The following is a 21,299-nucleotide window of genomic DNA, read 5'->3' as shown; positions in this document are numbered from 1 at the left end:
TAAAAAGCCTCTTTTTGCAAGAGGCTTTTTGCATCAGCATTTTTAATAACTGCTTCTTTTTACAGAAGGGCTAATATTCACGGCACTTACTTTAAAGCCAGGCATCTTACAGGCGGGATCTAATTTCTCAGAAACAAGGTTATTAACATTTTGAGAATCCGCCCAGTGAAAAGGAACAAATACGGTATCTGGCCGAATGCCCTCTGAAAATTTGCTTCTTACCACAATCCTTCCATATGAAGATTCAATTTGTACTAATTCTTGATTCGATATTTCATATTTTTTCGCTGTTGAAGGGTGGATTTCCATAAAAGATTCGAAATTTCTAGCAGATAAAGATGCACTTTTTCGCGTTTGTACACCCGTTAAATAGTGTGACACCACTCTCCCTGTTGTTAAATAGAGAGGATATTTTTTCGTTATTTTTGCTTTAGGAACAATAGCTTGATTGGAGACAGGGACCATCATCGCCTTTCCATCACTATGAGCAAAACGTGTTTCAAACAGGCGCTCGGTTCCTTTATCTGTTAAGCTTCTGCATGGCCATAAAATTCCTTTTTCCGCTCGTAATCGTTCGTACGTAATACCGGAGTAATCCGCGATTCCTCCTTTACTTGCTATTCGCAGTTCATTAAATATTTCTTCAGCTGATGAAAACGAAAAATATTCCTCTTTCCCTAAAACTTTAGCAATTTCACATAGTATTTCCCAGTCGTGTTTGATTTCGCCACGGCGCGGAAAGCTAGCTTCGCGCAATGTAACTCTTCCCTCCACATTTGTCATCGTTCCTTCATCTTCCAAATAAGAGGATGCTGGTAAAATTAAGTTTGCTAATTTTGCCGTTTCTGATTCAAACATATCTGCTACCACTAGAAATTCAAGCTTTTCAAAAGCCTTCTTAACAAAATTAGCGTTTGGATTTGAAACGGTTGGATTTGAACATACCAGAAACAGCCCTTTAATTTCACCGTCATGAATTTTTTCAATCATTTCATATGCAGAAACACCTTTTCTAGGAAGATCTTTCTCCTCTATGTTCCAAACATCTGCTATATACATCCGATGCTCGTGATTTTCAATTGAACGGTAGCCTGGAAGCTGATCTGCTTTTTGACCGTGTTCTCGGGCTCCTTGCCCATTTCCTTGACCAGTAATGGCTCCATATCCGCAGCGAGGTTTACCGATTTTCCCGACAGAAAGTAGAATATTCAAAAAGTTCTGCACAGCAGCACTCCCGTCTGTTTGCTGCTCTACCCCTCTAGCAGTAAAAATCATTCCTGTTTCTCTTTGACCAAACATACGGGCAGCTTGATACATTTTCTCAAGCGGCACTCCCGTTATTTCTTCAATGACACTAAATTCTAGAGACGCCACATATTGCATTACCTCTTCAAATCCATTAACACGTTCTTGTAGAAATCGTTCATCTAGATAATTTTCTTCGATAATGACCTTCAAGATTCCATTGGCTAATGCCGCGTCGCTCCCCGGTTTAAGCTTCAGGTGTAAATCAGCTATTTTAGTTGTACCTGTCTCTCTTGGATCAATAGCAATAATAAAAGCTCCGTTTTCTTTTGCTTTTTCAAAATAAGGCATAATCGTTGGCTGACATTCCGCAATATTTGTTCCAGCTAACATAATACATTCAGTAAACGGAATCTCTTGTAAGCTATTCGTAAATCCTCGGTCCATGCCAAATGTTTTACTAGCAGCAGAAGCAGCAGCTGACATACATAAGCGTCCATTGTAATCAATATACTTTGTTTTTAACGCAACTCGAGCAAATTTCCCTAATAAATAAGCTTCTTCATTTGTAATAGAGGCACTTCCATAAACACCTAGCGCATCTGCTCCATTCTTCTCTTGAATCTCTGTAACGTGCTCTTTAATATAGTCAAGAGCTTCCCTCCAAGAAATCTTTACAAACTCTCCGTTTATTTTTAACAAAGGATATTGAATCCGATCTTTATGCAAAGGATGCTGGTGCGCATTCATTCCTTTGATACATAATCTTCCTTGAGAAGTAGGGTTGTCTCTTCCAATTGTTTTATACGTTTTTCTTTTTACATGTGTTTGTTCAACTAACTGCATTTTGCACTGCATGCTGCAGTAAGGACACTGCGTATTATAGATACGCTCGGTTTCAACTTGCTTTTGCTGCTCACGAAAATATTTCAACAGCATCTCAGTCATCGTAGGTCACCCTTCTTTCCTATAATAAATATGTGATTGCACGAGAGCGTTCTGAGCTGAGCTGCTTCATTAAATACTCTCGATTGTCTGCCTCAAACAAAACTTCTCTGACATGAACAATTCCTACTCGCTCGATCCAGCTGCCGACAGCTTCTAAATAGTTCCCCGTTTCACGGTAATATTGAATCAAAGAACAGCTGATTTCTATCGCTTCTTCGTTCGTTTCGGCCACATAAAACAGCTCCCCGCTTCTGGCTTCTGTGCTGCTTCCGCCAGCATATATTTCCCAACCTCTGTCTATTCTTCTTAATCCTATATCACTTGTTGTGACATCCTCTGTAATGTGAAAACAAGAAGCAATACTGATTTTGATATCGCATGGGGTCTTTACGTATTCAAGCTGTTTGTCTAATTCATTTGATAAAGCAAGAGCAGGTTCATACTGACAAATACACGTTCCTTTTCCTATATAAACAGATACATTTTTAACTGTACGTTCATATAGCTGCTGAAGTCCTCTATCTATTTCCTCACTTATCAACGAAAGATATTCTTTTTTCACTCCAATAAGTTGAATGCGCTGATCACTTGTTAAACGAATATTCGAGATGTTGTACCTTTCAGCTACATTTGCTATGTTCCTTAATTCCTGTACATTTGTCAGACCACCGTGAATTTGCGGTACCACTGCATAAGTACCGTCATGAAGCAAAACGGCCTGTTCATTCTCCATAGTAAATAAAGAATGTCGATTATTTTCATAATGAGGATTCATCATATTTAAATAGTAATGAAGACCGCCTTCACATAACGAGCAGCCTTTCATGTCTTTAAACTTTAACATTTCTCTTACTTGCTGAACCGTTTCAAATTGATATTGCTGCATTTCTCTTACCAGCTCATCTTCTGATAGATGTGTACAAGCACAAAAGGTTTTTTGTTCAATGTTTTCATCAAATTCATTGCTTTGAATATATGTTAAAAGATCTGTTACAAGGGGCTTGCATCCTCCGCATGAACCAGAAGCTTTCGTGCAATTTTTTATTTCATCTACTGTCGTTAAATCATGTTTCTGTACTGCTTCAATAATAGCTCCCTTGGTTACACCGTTACAGTTACATACCATATCTGTAACTGACATAGAAGCTGCTGCATTTTCCTTTTCATATTGAGAAGGAAATAATTGTACTTTTTCCGCTTGCGACAAATCCTTTTTTTCACTAATCATTTGTGATAGCTTTATAGCCTCACTGGTATCCCCAAAAAGAACGGCTCCCACTATTCTCCCTTCGCGAAAAACTACTTTTTTGTATATACCATCTAACATATTCGAAATCGTAATAGCTTTTGCACCTTGATTTTCCTTAAACTCTCCGACCGAATAAACGTCTATTCCTGATATTTTTAACTGAGTGGAAAGAACGGACCCGCCATAACCCTCGTTTTTCATTTGGCAAAGGTGTCGCGCTAAGACTTTCCCTTGTTCGTAAAGAGGAGCAACAAGGCCGTATGTCATCCCCCGATGTTCAGCGCATTCACCTACTGCATAGATATCCGGAATGCTCGTTTCTAAATAATCATTTACGATAATTGCTCTATTTGTTGCTATTCCGCTTTTTTTAGCGAGATTCACATTTGGCCTCACTCCTGTAGCCATTACAACTAAATCAGCTGCAACTTTGCTGTTATCGTTAAATCGGACGCCTTCTGCTCGATTTCCCCCTATAATCTCATCCGTATGTTTGTTTAATAGAAAACTCATGCCTTGCTTTTCCAATTCTTCTCTTAACATGGCAGATGCTGCTCTGTCTAGCTGTCGCTCCATTAAAAAACCCGAATGATGAATAACTTGAACATCCATCCCTAAATTTAATAGTCCTCTAGCAGCTTCCAGCCCTAACAGACCTCCTCCAATAACCGCTGCTTTTTTATATTGTTTAGAAATTTCAATCATTTTTTGACAGTCTTCAATGGTACGAAAACCGAGGACACCTTCTTTTTCAGCACCTTTAACGGGGAGCATATACGGGCTCGAACCAGTAGCAATAATAAGCTTGTCGTACATCGTCTCTCTGTTTTTATCTGTTTTTATTATTTTTCTCTTGGTGTCTATGTGCGTAACACTTTCTCCTTTAAATAAAGTGATATTATTTTCGTTATACCATGCAAAAGAATGAATGTTAATATCTTCAAGCTTTGTACTGCCTTGTAAAACGGTTGATAATAAAATTCGATTATAGTTAACGTGAGGCTCACTTCCAAAAACAGTAATATCAAAACAATCTGGAGAATGAATAAGAATTTCTTCAATACAGCGCATTCCCGCCATTCCGTTTCCGATTACTATCAGCTTTTGTTTCGTCATATAAAAACCTCCAACACATAGATTCAGACCGTAAAATATACATTTTTTATTATTTCATAAACTTCTCTAAAAGAAATGGACCTTGTTATAACTTCTAACATTAAAATCTGTTTAAAGCGTATGAATACGCCGATACCTTTCGTTGAAAGCAGGCTTTTATATAGAAGATTAATCTGCTTTAAAAAGGGGTAGAAAAAAGGATGCTGTGCTTGCATTACCTTTCTCTACGCTTTATAAGTACTCTATATAAAATTTTGTTATCTTCTTTTTGCCTACTATTTATTTATTTTGAAATCAATTATGATAAAAGAAAGAGTCTGAATTGGAGGTTTAAAACATGTCAATAACCGTTCACGCCACTCAGTGGATTCATTTTCAAATTAAATTGTATAACCTTCATTCCAAAACGAGATCGCTTAAAGATCAAAAACTAGAATTACCTCTACCAGAATTCCATCAAAACCTGATCATATTTACATCAGCAGCACGTCATGGCCTTACGTTTGGATATCAAGCCATTCAATGGGATACACCCTATACTTCTTCTCCGATTTACATAGAGCATCAGTCTATTCCGTGGTCCACTTTAGAACAACGTTCCCATAAGCGTATAACCGAACATATTACAGCTATTTTCTTAGAGACAATGTTTTATAGACAAAGTCAATTCAAACAATGTCAATTTTGTTTTGAATTTATCATTCCTGAGAGTCTTTTTGACCATACAACCTGCCAAAACTGCGCATCACGACATTTTGGAGTGGTGTATTAACAAATAAAAGCCTGAAGAAGTCAGAGGTTTTCTGACATCTTCAGGCTTTTATTACATGACTAGCTGAACAAAAAGTGGAATAACGGCAACTGTGACGACACCTACAATAACGACTGCAATACTTGCCATGGCTGCCTCTACTTCTCCCATTTCAATCCCTACGGCTACTCCTAGCGCATGCCCGGACGTTCCCAGCGCTAATCCTTTTGAAATTGGATTTTTCACTTTGAATACTTTTAAAAATAATGCGCCCAGTGCATATACAATAACTGCATTAAAAATAACGGCAAAGGAAGTAATAGCAGGAATCCCTCCAATATCTTGAGACAATGGCAGTGCAATCGCTGTTGTAGCTGCTTGTGGGAGCATTGATTTCATCACGACTTCATCCATATGAATACCTTTAGCAATCGCAAAAATAATCGCTACCGAACAAACTGATCCTACTGCAATAGAAGAAAGAATTTGCCACCAGTACTTTTTTAATTTATCGGCTTGCTTATATAAAGGGATGGCAAAAGCAATTGTTGCCGGTTCTAAAAAGAAGCTGATAATTTTTCCGCCGCTACTGTACTCCTCATAAGAAAAGTGACCAAGTTTCAAAAAAGCAATCCCGAGCACCATTGCCACAAATAAAGGAGTAAATAAGAAAAACCCTTTTGACTTTTTAAATAAATACGTTCCAATACCGTACGCAGCTAAAGAAACCACGATTCCAAAATACGGATTCATCTTTCCAACCACCTTGTCTCTTTATAATTGATATTACGCAATGCCCTGTTTTTTTGTTTTTTCACTCATATCTACATCTTTTATTTCTTCTTTTGCTTTATTATCTTTTGTCATGCCAAGTATAAGCTGTGAAAATAAGCCTGTAACGCCTAACAAAATAATCGTTGCCACGATGATAACTAAACAAATTTGAATGCCGTACTGCTGCATAACACCTAATGAATTCATAACAGAAATACCTGCTGGTACAAATAAAAATCCGATCAAAGAAGTTAAAGCCGTTCCCAGTGATTCAACTTGCTCTAGTTTAATAATCTTCAAGCAGAGTGCAAGAAATAACAGCACAAGTCCAATAACTGAAGCTGGCATCGGAAAAGGCAAATGCTCTGCAATAAAATCTGAAATCAACATAATTACGGAAAAAATAAATGCTTGTGTTAAAAAGCCATACACTTTTTTAGCACTCATTTCTTTCACCTCTCTCTGTTTGTTGACTTCATTATATAAAATGAAAACACGTTAGAAAGCGTTTTCAAATCAAAGAGTCGAATATTTGTGCTCACTTACAAAAATCGAGCCTTGAAATGCAAAAAACAGCCTGCTAACATGCATACGCAAGCTGTTTCTTACTTAAATTCCTAAACGCTTCTTCAATTCTTTAGCATATGTACGGCTGACAGGAACTCGCTTATCGTTTTTCATCACTAAATTATACGTGGAATTAAACCATGGCTGTACTTCGGAAATATGATGTACGTTGACGATATAACCCCGGTGCACACGAACAAACGACTGAGAAGGGAGCTTTTTTTCTAGCATAGCCAGCGTATCTGCAGTATGATAGGATTCGGTTATGGTTTGAATGGTAACTTCTCCTTCTATTAGCCCTACAAACAAGATGTCCTCTATATTTACTAACACAATTGAATCGTCTACAGAAATCGCTAACTTTCCCGTTTGAGAAGAAGACTCTCCTATCGGTTCTTCTTCTTTAACAGCGTGATGAGGAACACGCATTTTTTTATATTTATGAATGGCCTGCACCACTCTTTCTTCATCAAAAGGCTTCAAAATATAGTCAATTGCATCTACTTCAAAGGCTTGTAAAGCGTACTGATCGTACGCAGTTGCAAATATAATAGCAGGCGGGTTTTTCATTTTTTTAAGTCTTTTCGCAATATCAAAACCGCTGTCATCTGACAATTGTATATCTAAGAATAATAAATCCGGCTTTTCATCCATCATTTTATCCAACGCCTCTTCGATACTTTCAGCTTCTTCAATGAAGTCTACTTCTTTCGTTCGGTGGAGTAAATATTTTAATTCATCTCGCGCTAACATTTCATCGTCTACTATTAGTACTCGCAGCATACTACATACCCTCGCTTTTTAATTCAATTGGTATAACAAACGAAACTGCTGTTCCTTCTGTTACATCAAACTCCAGTGTCGTTTCTTTTCCAAACAATCCATGTAAACGTTGTTTAATATTGTAAAGAGCCGTCCCCGTTCCTTTTTCTGAAAAAACAGGCTCATTGCCAAGCAGTTCCAATCGTTTTGTGTCTATACCTTGTCCATTGTCTTTTACCTTTACGTATACATATTTATCTTTTGTCTCAATATAAACTTCTACGCGACAGTGTTTTTGTTTGCGTGGAAACGCGTGCCGAATGGCATTTTCCACAAGTACTTGAAGAATAAACGGCGGAAGCAAGACATCATCTAGTCCTTCTTCAATATACATGTCAATTTCGTATTTATTAGGGAATCTGGCTTGTTCAAGCGATAAGTACGCGTGAACATGATCAAGCTCTTTTGATAACGGAATCAACAGCTGCCTTGCACCTTGCAAATTAGAACGAAAATAAACGCTTAGTTGCAGTAGCAGTTTTCTAGCTTTTTCTACGTCCTGTCTGCAAAGCGCCGATATCGTATTAATGGCATTAAATAAAAAGTGAGGATTCACCTGTGCCTGTAAAGCTTTAATCTCCGCATCTTTTAGCAATTTACTTCGAAGCTCTGCTTCGCCGAGCTCTAGCTGAGTTGAAAAAAGTTTGGCCAATCCTTCTGCCAGCTCTTCCTCCACCCGGCTTAACCCGCTCGCATCTTTAAAGTACATTTTTAGTGTTCCAATGGTAGTACCGTGAGAAGTAAGCGGCATTACAATTGCGGCATGAAGCGGGCAGTCTTTATGCTGACAATCAATTTGTTCTCTGGATTTTGCTTTCATAATTTTCCCCGTCTTCAGCACTTCGTGAGACAGCCCGGTAATTAAACTGTGCGAAGGAACATGGTGATCAATTCCTTCTCCCACATGAGCTAAAATTTTGTGCGTATCCGTTAACGAAACAGCGTCCGTACCTGTGAAGCGATGAATAATATTTGCAACATTTTCACATGATTCACTAGTGAGACCCTGCCGAAAATGCGGAAGAGTTTGATCCGCGATTAATAATACTTTGTGTGTCTGAAGCGCTCTCATTTGTTCCTCTTGCCGTAAAATGGACTGAATAATAGATAAGAAAATATAGCTTCCCGTACCATTTACAATAATCATTGGAATAGCAATAATACTCACTAGCGTCCATGCCGAATCAAACGGTTTAGCAAATAATAAAATAATCAGCATCTGAAGCGTTTCCATCGCTATGCCTACAAGTGCAGCAAAGCGCGGTGTAATCGTTCGATGTTTTTTCCGGTAGGCATAACCGATATATCCAGTTAACACTCCTGCCAAAACGGATGAAACAGCGCAGCTAAACGCCGTACTCCCACCTAACATAAAGCGATGAACGCCGGCAAGTAGTCCTACTCCTAAACCAACAAAAGGACCGCCAAGCAGACCGCCCATTTCCACACCCATAATCCGCGTATTTGCAATGGAGCTTGATGGATCTACTTTTAATAATAAATCTTCATTTCGAATAATCGTTCCTTGAATTTCAATTCCCGTGTAGTTACTAATAATGCTAAAAAGAGAAAAAATAAAAATAAGTACAGCTTTTCCTTTATAACCTTGCTGTTTACGGAGAAATTGCCGAAAAACTTTTGTATGTGCCAGCAAAAAGCCTAAGATGACAATAACTCCGACTCGTTCTACCATCATAATTAATAAATGAATCATTTCTAGCCACCCTTTGCTGTCTGTTTCTATTTTATATTGTTACATTGATGGTGTCAGAAATCTAGCTGTATAAACAGAAAAAGCTGTTCGAATACGTACTGTATTCGAACAGCTTGACTTTAAGCTTGAACCGTTTTAAAAAATTGAGGCAAGTAATCTTTATGAGCTTCTAACATCTCATCGACAATTTGTTTAGCTAGTTTATCAGAAGCAACAAGAGGATTAATGGTTAATGCTAAAATAGCTTTGTCATAATCTCCTTTCACTGCTGCTTCAACTGCAATCCGCTCAAATGACTTAATGGTTTGAACAAGACCGCGGACAGGTACGGGAAGATCGCCGACTGAAATTGGCTTTGGACCATCTTTTGTAATGATACAGCTTACTTCTACAGCAGAATCAGCTGGAATGCTTGCAATAGCGCCATTGTTCACTGTGTTTACAGGTTGAATATCGCCTTTATCCGTATAAATGGATGTAATCAATCGAACCGCTGCATCACTATAATAAGCACCTCCGCGCTGTTCTAATTGAGGCGGTTTAATGTCTAGGTTAGGATCTTTGTACAGTTCAAACAGCTCTTTTTCCAACTGTTTCACGACTTCTGCTCTGGTTTCACCTTTTTCATAATTAACAAGCTCTTTTTCTACCATTTCACGCGTTTTGTAATAGTACATGTGATATGGACACGTTAACGCATTTAGCGCTTTTGTGAATTCTGGCTCCCATCCAAGTCCTGCTACATTTTTCACAAAGCTGCTGTTAGTTGGATCACTCAATAAATCAATAACTTGATCTTTGACACTTACACCATCTACATATACATCTAATCCGTAGACCATGTGATTTAAACCAGCAAAATCAATTCGAATGCGAGAGTGGTCTACATCAAGCAACTTAGCAATCCCCATTTCCATTCCGATTGGCACATTACAAAGTCCTACAATCTTTTTAATGTTACTATAGCGAAGCACAGCTTCTGTTACCATGCCAGCAGGATTTGTGAAGTTAATCAGCCAAGCTTCTGGACATAACTCTTCAATGTCACGGCAGATATCTAAAATAACGGGAATGGTGCGAAGTCCTTTAAATAATCCTCCCGGTCCGTTTGTTTCTTGACCGAGCACCCCGTATTTAAGCGGGATTCTTTCATCTTTCGCTCGTGCATCTAACAAGCCAACGCGAAATTGAGTTGTTACGAAATCCGCATCTTTTAGTGCTTCTCTTCGATTTAACGTTAAATGAACCTCGATTGGCAAACCTGATTTTTTCACCATTCTCTTCGCTAAATTTCCAACAATCTCTAATTTTTCTTTTCCTTCTTCCACGTCTACTAGCCACAGTTCTCGAACTGGAAGTTCATCATATCGTTTAATAAACCCTTCTATTAGTTCAGGCGTATAGCTTGAACCTCCGCCAATCGTTACAATTTTAATACCTTTTGTCATAATGTAATCCCCCCAGAAATTTTGATTGCTTCATATAAATCTACAAATTCAGTAGCCATTTCTTTTACCGTCATCGCATTCATTAAATGATCTTGAGCATGAATCATGAGCAGAGAAATTTCTGTGCTATCCCCTCTAATTTCTCCTTGAATTAACGACGTTTGGATATGATGAGCAGCATTTAATTCTTCCCGAGCTTGTGTAAGCTTTTCACGCGCTTCTGAAAAATCTCCCTTTTTGGCAGCCGCTATCGCTTCCATTGCTGAACTTCTGCCGTTTCCACCGTGTAAGATTAATTTAAAAATATATTCTTGAACGCTTTCCATTCTTTATCCCTCCTCACACAATATCTTTCTGTGTATCACTTGGTACCCCTTCAACTGCAGGCTGTATACCATGTTCTTCAGTGAATTTTTGTTTATCCCACATTCTAAAGAAAGGATAATAAATGCAAACAGAAATGCCGATGTTAATAGCTTGCATAACTGCACCCGATAATTTTCCTCCTGTGGCCAAATAGCCAGAAATAATCGGAGGCATGGTCCAAGGAACCGCAATACCTGCTGGTTTTGCTACCAGTCCTGTCGACATGGCAATATAGGTTGCTACTACCGTCACAAGAGGGGTAATAATAAACGGAATAAGCATCATTGGATTCATGACCATCGGAAGTCCAAAGATAATCGGCTCATTGATATTAAAAAGAGCTGGCCCTATTCCTAATTTACCAAGCTGCTTCATTTGTTGACTGCGCGCTTTTAAAATCATGGCAACGACTAGAGCTAGTGTCGCTCCGCTGCCTCCGATATTAATCCAAATGTCAAAGAACTGCTGTGTGAAAATATTGGGTAATGCTTCATGGTTAGCAAATGCAATTCTGTTTTCATCCATAGCTCCATACCAAATTGGAGCCATAATTCCACCGACAATATTCGCTCCATGAAGTCCACAAGACCACATGAGCATAATAACAAGCTCGGCAACTAGCGTACCGCCTAAACTGCCGCCTAACACACCTAAAGGCTTTCCAAGCAATTCTCCAACGATATTATGCAGACTTCCAAAATGCGTTTGTTCTACTAACAAACGTAAAATCCAAATAAATGCTATTACCGTGAAGCCAGGAATAAGAGCGGCAAACGATTTTCCAACAGCGGGTGGAACTCCATCAGGCATCTTGATGACAATATCTTTTTGAATAAACCATCTGTAAATTTCCGTAGAGAGAATCGCGACAATCATTGCTACGAAAAGTCCTTTACTTCCCATTAAAGCGGTTGGAATTCCGCCGTCTACTAAAATAGCTTCTTTAGCGCCGCTTGGGAGAAACGACACTTTATACGGAGTAGCAAGTAAAAAGGCAGCAAGTGAAATAGCACCTGCGGACAAAGCGTCTACTCCATATTTTTCAGCTAATCGATAGGCTATTCCGAAACAAGCAAGCAGCGCCATAATATCGAATGTAGCTCCAACTGGATACGCCATTTTTGTGGCCCATTCTTTTCCGAAAATCCCTGCCATAAAGTCGTTGTAACCTGGTATCGGTAAATTCGATAGTATTAAAAATACGGAACCGATAATAATGAGCGGCATTGTTAGAACAATACCGTCTCGAAGTGCTTGTAAATGGCGTTGACCTGCCATTTTTCCGGCGATAGGCATTACTTTGCTTTCAAGCATACTATTAAATTTGCTCATGTAGTCCACACTCCTATTTTGAAACTAGTTGAGCTGCAAATTTTAACACTTGTTCTCCATTACACGTTCCGTAGTGAACAGGATTTATAACGTCAACTGGCACTCCTTTTTCTTCACCTAGCTTCTTAAGCTGCGGCAGCAAGTAGCGCACTTGAGGTCCTAATAACAGTACATCTGCTTGATCAATATGGTTGCGAACAGAGTCACCAGGAACTGCCCAAATTTTATACTCCGTGCTTTGGTCCTGAGCACTTTTTTCCATTTTTGTTACTAGTAAACTTGTAGACATTCCAGCTGCACAACATAATAGAATATTCATCTGTCATTCCCCCGTTTTTTTATTTTGCTATCTGTTTTGTTGATAGTTTTATCTTAAAATAAAAGCGCTTACATTTATACACAACCTTTTTCCGTTAGTAACGGAAAAATTATGTTTGAACATTCAGATAAAAGAAGAAGCCCCTCTCTTGGACTTCTTTTATCTAATATTTTTCATAAATACCTCTATAAACTCCTCATAATCCTTGCACTTTACTAAGCGCTGCACGACCTGCTTGTCATCCACAACGCGAACCAACAAACTGTACATCTTCTGCAAATCGCCTTGATTATTCGCTTTTACACTTAAAAGACAAATAAATTGCACAAGATTTCCTTCCCACATAATCGGTTTTTTTAACGTGCAAATGGCCCAAAACGTCGTATCCGTTTGAGGAACCATAGGATGCGGAATCGCAACGAGATTGCCAAAACTTGTTGGGGATGCAGCTTCTCTTTCAAAAACAGATTCTATAAATTGAAAAGGAACTAGTCCTAGATGAGTTAATTTCTCTCCTAAAAAATGAAGCACTTCTTCTCTTGTTTGAAATTCTTGCTGTAAATATACTAATTCTTTTTTCGTGTATTCTAACGAAGACTGCGGTTTATTCTTCATTAAACATTCAATTTTTTTAAAATCATTGTTTCCTAGAATTGTACTTACTTGTACTACAGGAACAGGAAGATCCTCTGGAATTGGAATGGTACTAACAATAAAATCTAAAGAGTGCAGCGACATTTGGTGAAGCTTATAATACTGAGTTGTTCCTAAAATAGTAAGATTTAATCCGAACGTAGCCTGCAGCTTATATGATAATAGCTTGGCACTCCCTACTCCCGATGCGCATACAATCAAACAGCGCTTAGGCTGATTGATAATTTTCCGACGTTCAATGGCCCCTCCAATATGTAAAGCTAAATAGCCAATTTCCGTTTCATGCATGTCAATTTCAAGGCGATTTTTTAAAACCTTCCCGGCAATAATTCCAGCTTCAAAAGCAAGAGGGTAATGACTCTTAATTCCTTCAAGCATCGGGTTTCGCAGATTCATTCCATATTTATAGCGGTTGATAGCCGGTTTCAAATGCAAACTCATGCCAAGAATCAGTTCTGAATCTTCACTAATTCCTAAATGAAGCTCTTTTTCAATTGCTTCTAATATAGCCGCTGTTAATTCATAAATATCTGCGGCAATAAACTGCTTCACTTCTTTGTCTTCATGATTGCTACTGTTGAGCATTTTTGTACCTAGCAAATGAATGGCGATATACGCTGTTTCTGATTTCGGAAAACGAATCTTGAATGCCTTTTCAATTTCCCTCACAATTTCAGCTGCTACTTCATATTCTTTATGCTCCATAATTTCAAGCAAGTCTTCTGAATACAAAGAGATAAAATTTTCTTCTTGTATTCGCTTACAAGCTATTGCTAAATGAATGATTAAATTATTTAATCCAATATCTGAAACCATAATATTGTATCGTTTTATTTGATTTAAAATGTGGGCTTTAATCGTTAAGATTGATTCTTGGGGCAGGATGGATATTTCATTGTATACCATATCTACTTCTTTATCTTTTCGGTTAAATATGTACTCAGACATACAAAATCTCATTTTCATTTCGTCCCCTTTAGCTTTCAAGCCATAGTTAGGACGTTTTTCTAAAAGAATATCATACTTACACAGCTGTTTTTTAACATCTCTTAAATCGTTTTGAACCGTTGACTTGCTAATATATAACTCGTCTGCTAAATCTTCGAGCTTCAAATATTCGTCTGCTAGCAGCAGTCTTTTAATTAAATAATGCACGCGGTCATCAGGAACGGTTGGAATAGAAGTTGAATCAAATAATTGATTAGCCGAAAGTTCTTTTAATAGCTGATGAAATTGTTTTTCATCTAAAACGCTAAGTTCATATCCCGTCCCTCGAGCTGATTTAATTTTGGCCCCGTACTGAGACAACATGTCATCTAACTGTTTTATATCCGTTCGAATAGTTCGAGAAGATACCTGATTTACTGTTGCTAAATATTCGCTCGTAACGGTTGATAATGTAGACTGTACGGACATTAGTTCTCTTAATATGACGATCATTCTTGAATTAAGCATGTTTGTTTCTCTCCATTCTCAGAAGATTTCCTCTTTATAAAATAAATTAAAAGAGCTGGTTATTTTAAACAAAAGCAAAAAATACCTAAACAGCAACAAACAGAAACTACCTTTTCTGTCCTTGCAGCTTAGGTTTTGCCTGCTTCATCAGTAACAACCCTAAAACAATAGGAATAAATGTCTTTATTTGTAATCTATCATTCTTTCTGTTTTTTTTCAATTTCCATTAAAGCGTTAGGCTTAGTGGCATTAATGAAATTTATGGGGTCTGTTCATACCGGTGTAGCCCCAATACAAACGTACGAATTAAAAAATCTAGTGTCTCATCAGTACTCAACGGCATGCCAAATCCCCCTTTTTGCTCCAAAGAAGAAAATCCATGTAAAATGCTGCGGAGACTTCTAACAGCATGAAGGGCTTCACTTTCCGGAAGATGATACGGTTTTAACACCTCCAGCACTAAAAATACGATGTTATCAGATGCTTTTTGTACTTCTTCATCCTGTATCGTTGGTGCCACCGTTGCCGTTGCTTCGTATATTCCGGGAGACTTTCTTACAAATGAAACGTACGCTTTACTTAGCTGATAAACAGCGTCTTCTGCAGAAGCATGTTCAACAGCACTTTTTAGAAGATAGTGTAGCTGCTGCAGTCCGCTTAAAGCCAGTTCTTTGCGCAGCTCTTCTAACCCTTTTATATGATTATACAAAGACGGAGGGCGAACATCTAATTCTTTGGCTAATGAAGCAATTGTAACAGCATAAAACCCTTCACGATTGGCCAAATTTTCACCTGTTTGAATAACCTTTTTAAAATCTAGTCCTTGTCGTGGCGACATGCCTTCATCTCCTCTTTTCTATTTTTACTTTTGCTTGTTGTATTGCTTTTTCCATCATTTTTAGCGGTTGAGAAAGCATTCTTCCGTGTCCAACAGCAAGAAGTGACGGGTTTAATTCATATAGCTTTTCTGCACTTTTAAGCGCTAGCTCTTTGCTCCACGTTCCAAAGGCAGGAAACGGAAACAGCGGTTTTAACTGACCTGATACGGCAACTCCTCCCCGCACTTGGAAAGAATCTCCCGCAATTAATGCGTTTGTTCTCTGGTCTAAAAAAGACATAGACCCAGGTGTATGTCCAGGTGTAAAAATAGGAGCAAGTGAGCCTATATAAGACTCTACTTCGATGAAATGATCAATTTTAGTTGAAATCTTTCCTAGTTTTGGTATTCCTCCACGGATTGGGTTTTGAGGTTCTTCAGAATTGAGTGCAAAGTCTCCTGAAAATAATCGATAATCTCTTTGCGACATATAAACAGAAGCATTCGGCAAACTTTTCTTCAAATTATCAATCGCTCCGATGTGATCTTCATGAGTATGAGTAAAAACAATTCGAGTAATCGGTTTTCCAATTTGATCTGCAGCTTTCAAAATACCTGACGCGCTGTAAGGAAGAGCCGCATCAATTAACGTAAGACTGTCTTTCTCTTCGACTAAATAACAATTCACTGGAAAAAATCGAGGCAAAAACGTCAATTGATACAACATTTTCTCACGAACTATTCTCATTTCCTCATCCCCTATTATCAAAATAAAAACTAATGGTATTAGTTTTTATTTTAACTAATACCATTAGTTTTATCAATCATATATTGGAAAAAACAAAAAAGAGTGTGAGACATAACGAAATCGAGTGAATTTAAAGACAAACAAATGGAATAAAGGAGCTCGTATAGATCACTTGTTACACCGTCCCCACAAAAAAATCCGAACGCGGCTGATTCTTGATAGAGAATCAACCGCGTTCGGATCTTACTTTAACTAAACTACTTTTGCCCTAATTAAACGTCTTTTCTTTCTCCCGTAGCAGCCACTACAATCGCACTGCCTTTCTTTAACTCTTCTTCATATTTTTTAGTTTCGTCTTTTGATAAGCCTAGCGAAGCCATTTTTGTTCGAAGCTCATCTTCTCTTGTTAAAAATAAACTCGCTGCTGAATGTAAAGGACCTTCTTCAGACAGTCGAATAATATTTGTGTCCGTTACTTCAGTTAAATTTTTAGAATTTTCCTTGTCATAGGTAAACACGTATACTTCATTTTTCTCAAAACCTTTATCTGCAAATTGATTAACTGCTTCGTTAATATTCGCTCCGTTTTCTACTACTTCAACATGTTTCATTATTTATAACCTCCTGTTTCTATCGCACATCTTTCTTTTATACTTAGTAAAAGAATGAACTTCTTACTACTATATATACCCGTTTTCAGAAAGGAAAACCCGCATTTAGCGCTTTACGGAGAGTTTGAATATCATTCCATATTATCCTTTAATCGGATGTACATCTCTTTTGATTAACGTATCTAAAACAATCATTCAGCTTATTTTCAGCTACCATTCATAAAAAATTCATCTGCATTGCTTATTATAATAAAGAAAAAAGGCGCTAATCAGGTACTTTCTACGCATAATGAATGTCTGTGTCAGAGTAAGCCGGATATGAATGCAACCATTCATATCCGTTTTTTTATATGAAAGAACTTCTAACAACATCCTGTCCTTGCACCTTATAACATACTATAATTCTCCGTATTAACTAAAAATTCAGGTTATATAGGAGGTTACAAATGAACAGCCATCCACAGCCACAGTTAAAAAAAGAGTTAAAGATCCGGCATATCACCATGATTTCTCTTGGAGGAATTATTGGCGCTGGATTGTTTATTGGAAGCGGATCACTCATTAACACCGCTGGACCCGGCTCTATTTTTTCGTACGCATTTGCTGGTTTACTCGTTATTTTAGTCATGCGAATGCTTGGAGAAATGTCTACTGCAAATCCTTCCAGCGGTTCGTTTTCCACTTATGCAAAAGAGGCATTAGGCCCTTGGGCCGGCTACACAATTGGCTGGCTCTACTGGTTTTTCTGGGTTATCGTTATTGCTGTTGAAGCCATTGCAGGTGCAAATATTATTCAATACTGGTTCCCGTCTTTACCGTCTTGGGGAGTCAGCCTGGCTCTTACTTTTTTATTAACGATGACCAATCTGTACTCTGTTAAATCTTTCGGAGAATTTGAATATTGGTTTTCTCTCATTAAAGTTGTCAGTATCGTTCTTTTTTTACTTTTAGGTATTGCTATTATTTGTGGATTCATTCCAGGAATTGATTCTCCCGGCACTTCCAATCTTTTGCATAAAGGCGGCTTTTTACCGAATGGAATTAGCTCTGTATTTTTAGGAATCGCCCTTGTCATGTTCTCCTTTATGGGAACAGAAATTGTTGCAACCGCGGCAGGTGAATCTTCTCAACCTGAAAAAGCCATTACCATTGCGACCAATACCGTTATTTATCGTATTTTATTTTTCTATTTAGGATCTATTTTTATTTTAGTAACCGTTCTTCCGTGGAATTCATCAAGCCTAATGAAAAGCCCATTTGTCTCTATTCTTGAATTAGTAAACATACCGGCCGCCGCTCAAATTATGAACTTTATTATTTTAACAGCTGTCCTTTCTTGTCTGAATTCTGGTTTGTATACAAGCTCTCGTATGCTGTTTTCCATGTCTCAAAATGGTAATGCGCCAAAAAGCTTTTCAAAATTAAATAAAAAAGGCGTACCGGTTAGCGCGATATTAGCATGTACAGTTATTTCGTACATCAGCGTCATCTTTAACTATATTTCGCCAGATAAAATCTTTTTGTTCTTAGTGAATGCATCAGGCGGCGTAGCCCTTCTTGTGTACCTCGTTATTGCATTTTCACAAATTAAAATGAGAAAAAAATATGAAAAAGAAAACCCTGAAGCATTAAAAATTAAAATGTGGTTGTTTCCTTACTTAACTTACGCTACAATCCTTGCCATCACTAGTATCTTTATTGCCATGGCATTTATTGATTCATTGCGTTCACAGTTCTTTTTAACTATTTTAATTGCTGTACTCGTCGTAGGTTCGTTTTTCTTTCAGCGTACCAAAATGACGAGCGGCTTAGCAGCAAAAGAAAACACATCAAAATAAAAGAGGTTGAGACATAACGAAATGAATCCAACCTAAAGATGAACAAGGGAGATAGATGAGCTGGACTGCTTATTACACCGCAGTTGATTTCCGTGCAAGGCTTCGCTTTCCGCGGGCGGGCGCTGAGCCTCCTCGTCGCTTGTGCTCCTGCGGGGTCTCATCTATTCCGCTGTTCCCGCAGGAGTCTTCGCCTTGCCCTCCAATCACCTGCTAGAAGGAACGAAACACATAAAACTATATTTACCATCACAAAAAAACGAACCACCAATCAAACATGTTGATTAGTGGTTCGTTTTTCACTTTGACTAACATACTTTTGTCCCAGCCTCTTTTATTTAATCCGATAAATCTCCTACAATTTTTGTTCCGTGTAATTCAGTCGCCTGTGTGTCTTTTATAACCCGATCTGCGTTGCCTTCATGAATTCCTCCGCCGGGCAAAATAATAAGACGGTCATTGGCGTATGTGATCAGTTCTCGGATCACCTGCAAGTTTTGCAAAGCAGACCCTTTCCCACCTTTGGTCAAAATGCGGTCTGCTCCCATTTCACTAAGTATATCAATGGCTTTGTATTTATCTTTAATCTCATCAAATGCCATATGAAACGTAACGCTTAAAGGACGAGCTTCTGCTATTAATTCTTTATTGCGTCCGTGATCGATTTCATTTTTTTCTGTTAATATGCCGAATACTACTCCGTTTACTCCAAGGTCTTTACATGCTTTAACGTCTTTTTTCATAATTTGAAATTCTGCTTCCGAATATACAAAGTTCCCGCTTCTTGGGCGAATAATCACGTTGATATCTGTATCAAGATGTTCACTTGCATGTTGAATGGTGCCGTAACTTGGCGTAGTGCCTCCTTGACTGAGATTGTCACATAATTCAATGCGGTCTGCTCCTAGCTTTTCGGCTTTTTTTGCCTGCTCATACCCTTCTACACACGCTTCTTTTATGTACTTCATACTTTCAACTCCTTTATTGGCTGTATAAATAAAGCCCATCTTTAAAAAGATGGACTTTCCTTTATTATTTAATCGCTTTATGAACTTTTAATTTCTTTCCTTTAATTGTTTTGTTTTTCATTGCTTGCAACACTTTGGGACCTTTTCCATTCAGAATCTCTACATACGAGACATTTTCTTGAATGGTAATAATTCCAATATCGTCTGCGGTTACTCCGTCTAATTTTGCGATTGTTCCTACAAAATCGACCGCTCGAATTTTCTTTTTCTTTCCGCCGTTAAAGTACAGCTTCATAATGTCTTTATTTAATGACTCGCTTTTATCTTTTTTAACTTCTGGACGCTCATTAATTTTTTCATTAAAAGCGAATGCTGCCTGCTGTACTTCTTCTTTAGAAGGAGGAGTAGATACTGGAATCGAAAAACCAATATATTCTTCAATTTCCGATAGCATTCTCTCTTCATAAGGCGTTACAAATGTGATAGCCTTCCCTTTTTTACCGGCACGTCCCGTTCTTCCCGTACGGTGAACGTAGCTTTCTTTTTCCAACGGAAGGTCATAGTTAATAACGTGCGTGATATTATCAATATCAATTCCTCTCGCAGCTACATCTGTTGCTACTAAATAGCGGAATTTCCCTTTTTTGAAATCATTCATAACCTCAAAACGGTCTTCTTGCACCATTGCCCCATGAATTTTATCACAAGGATATCCAAGATCATCTAAATCATCTAACAGCGTATTTACCTGCTCTTGCGTGCGGCAAAAAATGATGCAGCTGTCTGGATTTTCTACTGTAGTTACGTCTTTCAGCAGTTCAAATTTACGTTCATTTTGTACTGTTATAACAGAATGGTCAATCGTGCTTGTTGTTAATCCGTTCGCTTTGATTTCAACATCAACCGGCTTCTTCATATATTTGCGAGACAGCTCTTCAATATCTTCAGGAAGCGTAGCCGAGAAAAGCATCGTTACACGCTCACTAGGAAGATGTTGAATAATTGCTTCCACTTGATCAATAAAACCCATATTTAGCATTTCGTCTGCTTCATCAATAACCAAATAACGAATTTTCTCTAATGCAAGCGTTTCTTTTTCTATATGATCAAGCACTCGTCCAGGCGTTCCCACGACAATATGTGTTTTTTGCTTTAATTCTACTTTTTGCTTGGCAAATGGTGATTTTCCATAGACAGCTGCTGCTTTAATTCTCTTAAAACGGCCGATATTGGTAATATCTTCTTTTACCTGTGCAGCCAGCTCTCGTGTAGGCGTTAACACTAAGGCCTGGGGCTTATTTTCTTCCCAATTAACTAATTCACACAGTGGAATGCCAAAGGAAGCCGTTTTTCCACTTCCTGTTTGAGACTTCACGACAACATCTCTTTCTTCTAGCGCGATGGGAAGCACCTTGCTTTGTACTTCCGTAGGATGATTGTATTGCAGGCTAGAAAGTGCCTTAGCTACCTTGTCACTAAGACCGTATTGACTAAAACTTCTTTGATTCATTTTGTACCCTCATTTATTTTAAATTAGTGATTATCTTTATCATGACCTGA

At 38.1% G+C, this 21,299-nt stretch carries 19 protein-coding genes; 2 read left to right on the top strand and 17 right to left on the bottom strand.

Annotated elements, in window-relative coordinates:
- Nucleotides 1–42: 42 nt before the first annotated feature.
- Nucleotides 43–2,193 carry an assimilatory nitrate reductase catalytic subunit NasC gene (gene nasC, locus ACMX9J_RS14460; protein WP_416225894.1) on the bottom strand — a complete coding sequence of 717 codons (2,151 nt, stop codon included), beginning with the start codon at nt 2,191–2,193 and terminating at the stop codon, nt 43–45.
- A gap of 19 nt (nt 2,194–2,212) precedes the next feature.
- Nucleotides 2,213–4,558 (bottom strand): nitrite reductase large subunit NirB, encoded by a 2,346-nt coding sequence (gene nirB, locus ACMX9J_RS14455; protein ID WP_416225893.1) that lies wholly within the window; start codon nt 4,556–4,558, stop codon nt 2,213–2,215.
- A 337-nt stretch (nt 4,559–4,895) separates the two neighbouring features.
- Here nirB and ACMX9J_RS14450 point away from each other — a divergent pair, with 337 nt between their 5' ends.
- Complete coding sequence (locus tag ACMX9J_RS14450; RefSeq protein WP_033578088.1) at nt 4,896–5,330, top strand: hypothetical protein; 435 nt, start codon at nt 4,896–4,898, stop codon at nt 5,328–5,330.
- A 51-nt stretch (nt 5,331–5,381) separates the two neighbouring features.
- On the opposite strand, the gene lrgB is transcribed toward ACMX9J_RS14450, so the two are convergent.
- From lrgB to ACMX9J_RS14390, 12 genes are all read right to left on the bottom strand, one after another.
- Nucleotides 5,382–6,062 carry an antiholin-like protein LrgB gene (gene lrgB / locus ACMX9J_RS14445; protein ID WP_028412309.1) on the bottom strand — a complete coding sequence of 227 codons (681 nt, stop codon included), beginning with the start codon at nt 6,060–6,062 and terminating at the stop codon, nt 5,382–5,384.
- Nucleotides 6,063–6,095: 33 nt separating this feature from the next.
- On the bottom strand, nt 6,096–6,530 hold the full coding sequence (gene lrgA, locus ACMX9J_RS14440; protein WP_028412310.1) for an antiholin-like murein hydrolase modulator LrgA: 435 nt from the start codon (nt 6,528–6,530) through the stop codon (nt 6,096–6,098).
- Nucleotides 6,531–6,692: 162 nt separating this feature from the next.
- On the bottom strand, nt 6,693–7,433 hold the full coding sequence (locus ACMX9J_RS14435) for a LytR/AlgR family response regulator transcription factor (protein ID WP_033578087.1): 741 nt from the start codon (nt 7,431–7,433) through the stop codon (nt 6,693–6,695).
- A 1-nt stretch (nt 7,434) separates the two neighbouring features.
- Nucleotides 7,435–9,186, bottom strand: coding sequence for a sensor histidine kinase (locus ACMX9J_RS14430; protein ID WP_047751631.1), 1,752 nt, complete (start codon nt 9,184–9,186; stop codon nt 7,435–7,437).
- Nucleotides 9,187–9,305: 119 nt separating this feature from the next.
- The gene (locus ACMX9J_RS14425; protein ID WP_416225892.1) at nt 9,306–10,634 is read right to left on the bottom strand and encodes a 6-phospho-beta-glucosidase; all 1,329 of its coding nucleotides are present in this window, start codon (nt 10,632–10,634) and stop codon (nt 9,306–9,308) included.
- Complete coding sequence (locus ACMX9J_RS14420; RefSeq protein WP_176344642.1) at nt 10,631–10,960, bottom strand: PTS lactose/cellobiose transporter subunit IIA; 330 nt, start codon at nt 10,958–10,960, stop codon at nt 10,631–10,633. Before ACMX9J_RS14420 ends, ACMX9J_RS14425 begins: the two co-directional genes overlap by 4 nt.
- 13 nt (nt 10,961–10,973) lie before the next feature.
- Nucleotides 10,974–12,332 (bottom strand): PTS cellobiose transporter subunit IIC, encoded by a 1,359-nt coding sequence (gene celB / locus ACMX9J_RS14415; RefSeq protein ID WP_028412317.1) that lies wholly within the window; start codon nt 12,330–12,332, stop codon nt 10,974–10,976.
- A 13-nt stretch (nt 12,333–12,345) separates the two neighbouring features.
- The gene (locus tag ACMX9J_RS14410) at nt 12,346–12,651 is read right to left on the bottom strand and encodes a PTS sugar transporter subunit IIB (protein WP_028412318.1); all 306 of its coding nucleotides are present in this window, start codon (nt 12,649–12,651) and stop codon (nt 12,346–12,348) included.
- Nucleotides 12,652–12,810: 159 nt separating this feature from the next.
- Nucleotides 12,811–14,760, bottom strand: coding sequence for a BglG family transcription antiterminator (locus ACMX9J_RS14405; RefSeq protein WP_367032990.1), 1,950 nt, complete (start codon nt 14,758–14,760; stop codon nt 12,811–12,813).
- Between the two features lie 259 nt (nt 14,761–15,019).
- Complete coding sequence (locus tag ACMX9J_RS14400) at nt 15,020–15,598, bottom strand: TetR/AcrR family transcriptional regulator (protein WP_047751634.1); 579 nt, start codon at nt 15,596–15,598, stop codon at nt 15,020–15,022.
- Between the two features lie 4 nt (nt 15,599–15,602).
- Nucleotides 15,603–16,325, bottom strand: a complete 723-nt coding sequence (locus ACMX9J_RS14395) for an MBL fold metallo-hydrolase (RefSeq protein WP_416225891.1) — start codon at nt 16,323–16,325, stop codon at nt 15,603–15,605.
- A 272-nt stretch (nt 16,326–16,597) separates the two neighbouring features.
- Nucleotides 16,598–16,936: a general stress protein gene (locus tag ACMX9J_RS14390; RefSeq protein WP_028412322.1), complete on the bottom strand. Its 339-nt coding sequence runs from the start codon at nt 16,934–16,936 to the stop codon at nt 16,598–16,600.
- Between the two features lie 446 nt (nt 16,937–17,382).
- Here ACMX9J_RS14390 and ACMX9J_RS14385 point away from each other — a divergent pair, with 446 nt between their 5' ends.
- A complete protein-coding gene (locus ACMX9J_RS14385) occupies nt 17,383–18,774 on the top strand; it encodes an amino acid permease (RefSeq protein WP_416225890.1) in 1,392 nt (463 codons plus the stop codon).
- A gap of 72 nt (nt 18,775–18,846) precedes the next feature.
- Here the strand turns inward: ACMX9J_RS14385 and ACMX9J_RS14380 are convergent, their stop codons facing one another.
- The 3 genes from ACMX9J_RS14380 to ACMX9J_RS14370 all read right to left on the bottom strand — a co-directional run bounded on the left by ACMX9J_RS14380 (nt 18,847) and on the right by ACMX9J_RS14370 (nt 21,249).
- Nucleotides 18,847–18,981: a hypothetical protein gene (locus ACMX9J_RS14380; RefSeq protein ID WP_260506497.1), complete on the bottom strand. Its 135-nt coding sequence runs from the start codon at nt 18,979–18,981 to the stop codon at nt 18,847–18,849.
- A 128-nt stretch (nt 18,982–19,109) separates the two neighbouring features.
- Nucleotides 19,110–19,739, bottom strand: coding sequence for a copper homeostasis protein CutC (locus ACMX9J_RS14375; RefSeq protein ID WP_416225889.1), 630 nt, complete (start codon nt 19,737–19,739; stop codon nt 19,110–19,112).
- A 64-nt stretch (nt 19,740–19,803) separates the two neighbouring features.
- Nucleotides 19,804–21,249 carry a DEAD/DEAH box helicase gene (locus ACMX9J_RS14370; protein WP_034269394.1) on the bottom strand — a complete coding sequence of 482 codons (1,446 nt, stop codon included), beginning with the start codon at nt 21,247–21,249 and terminating at the stop codon, nt 19,804–19,806.
- Nucleotides 21,250–21,299 lie beyond the last annotated feature (50 nt).

It is taken from the genome of Priestia sp. RMT2NF4 (assembly GCF_047872835.1).
Taxonomy (GTDB): Bacteria; Bacillota; Bacilli; order Bacillales; family Bacillaceae_H; genus Priestia; species Priestia zanthoxyli.
Note: the sequence above shows the minus strand (reverse complement) of the source record. Positions and strands in the feature narration are given on the sequence as shown.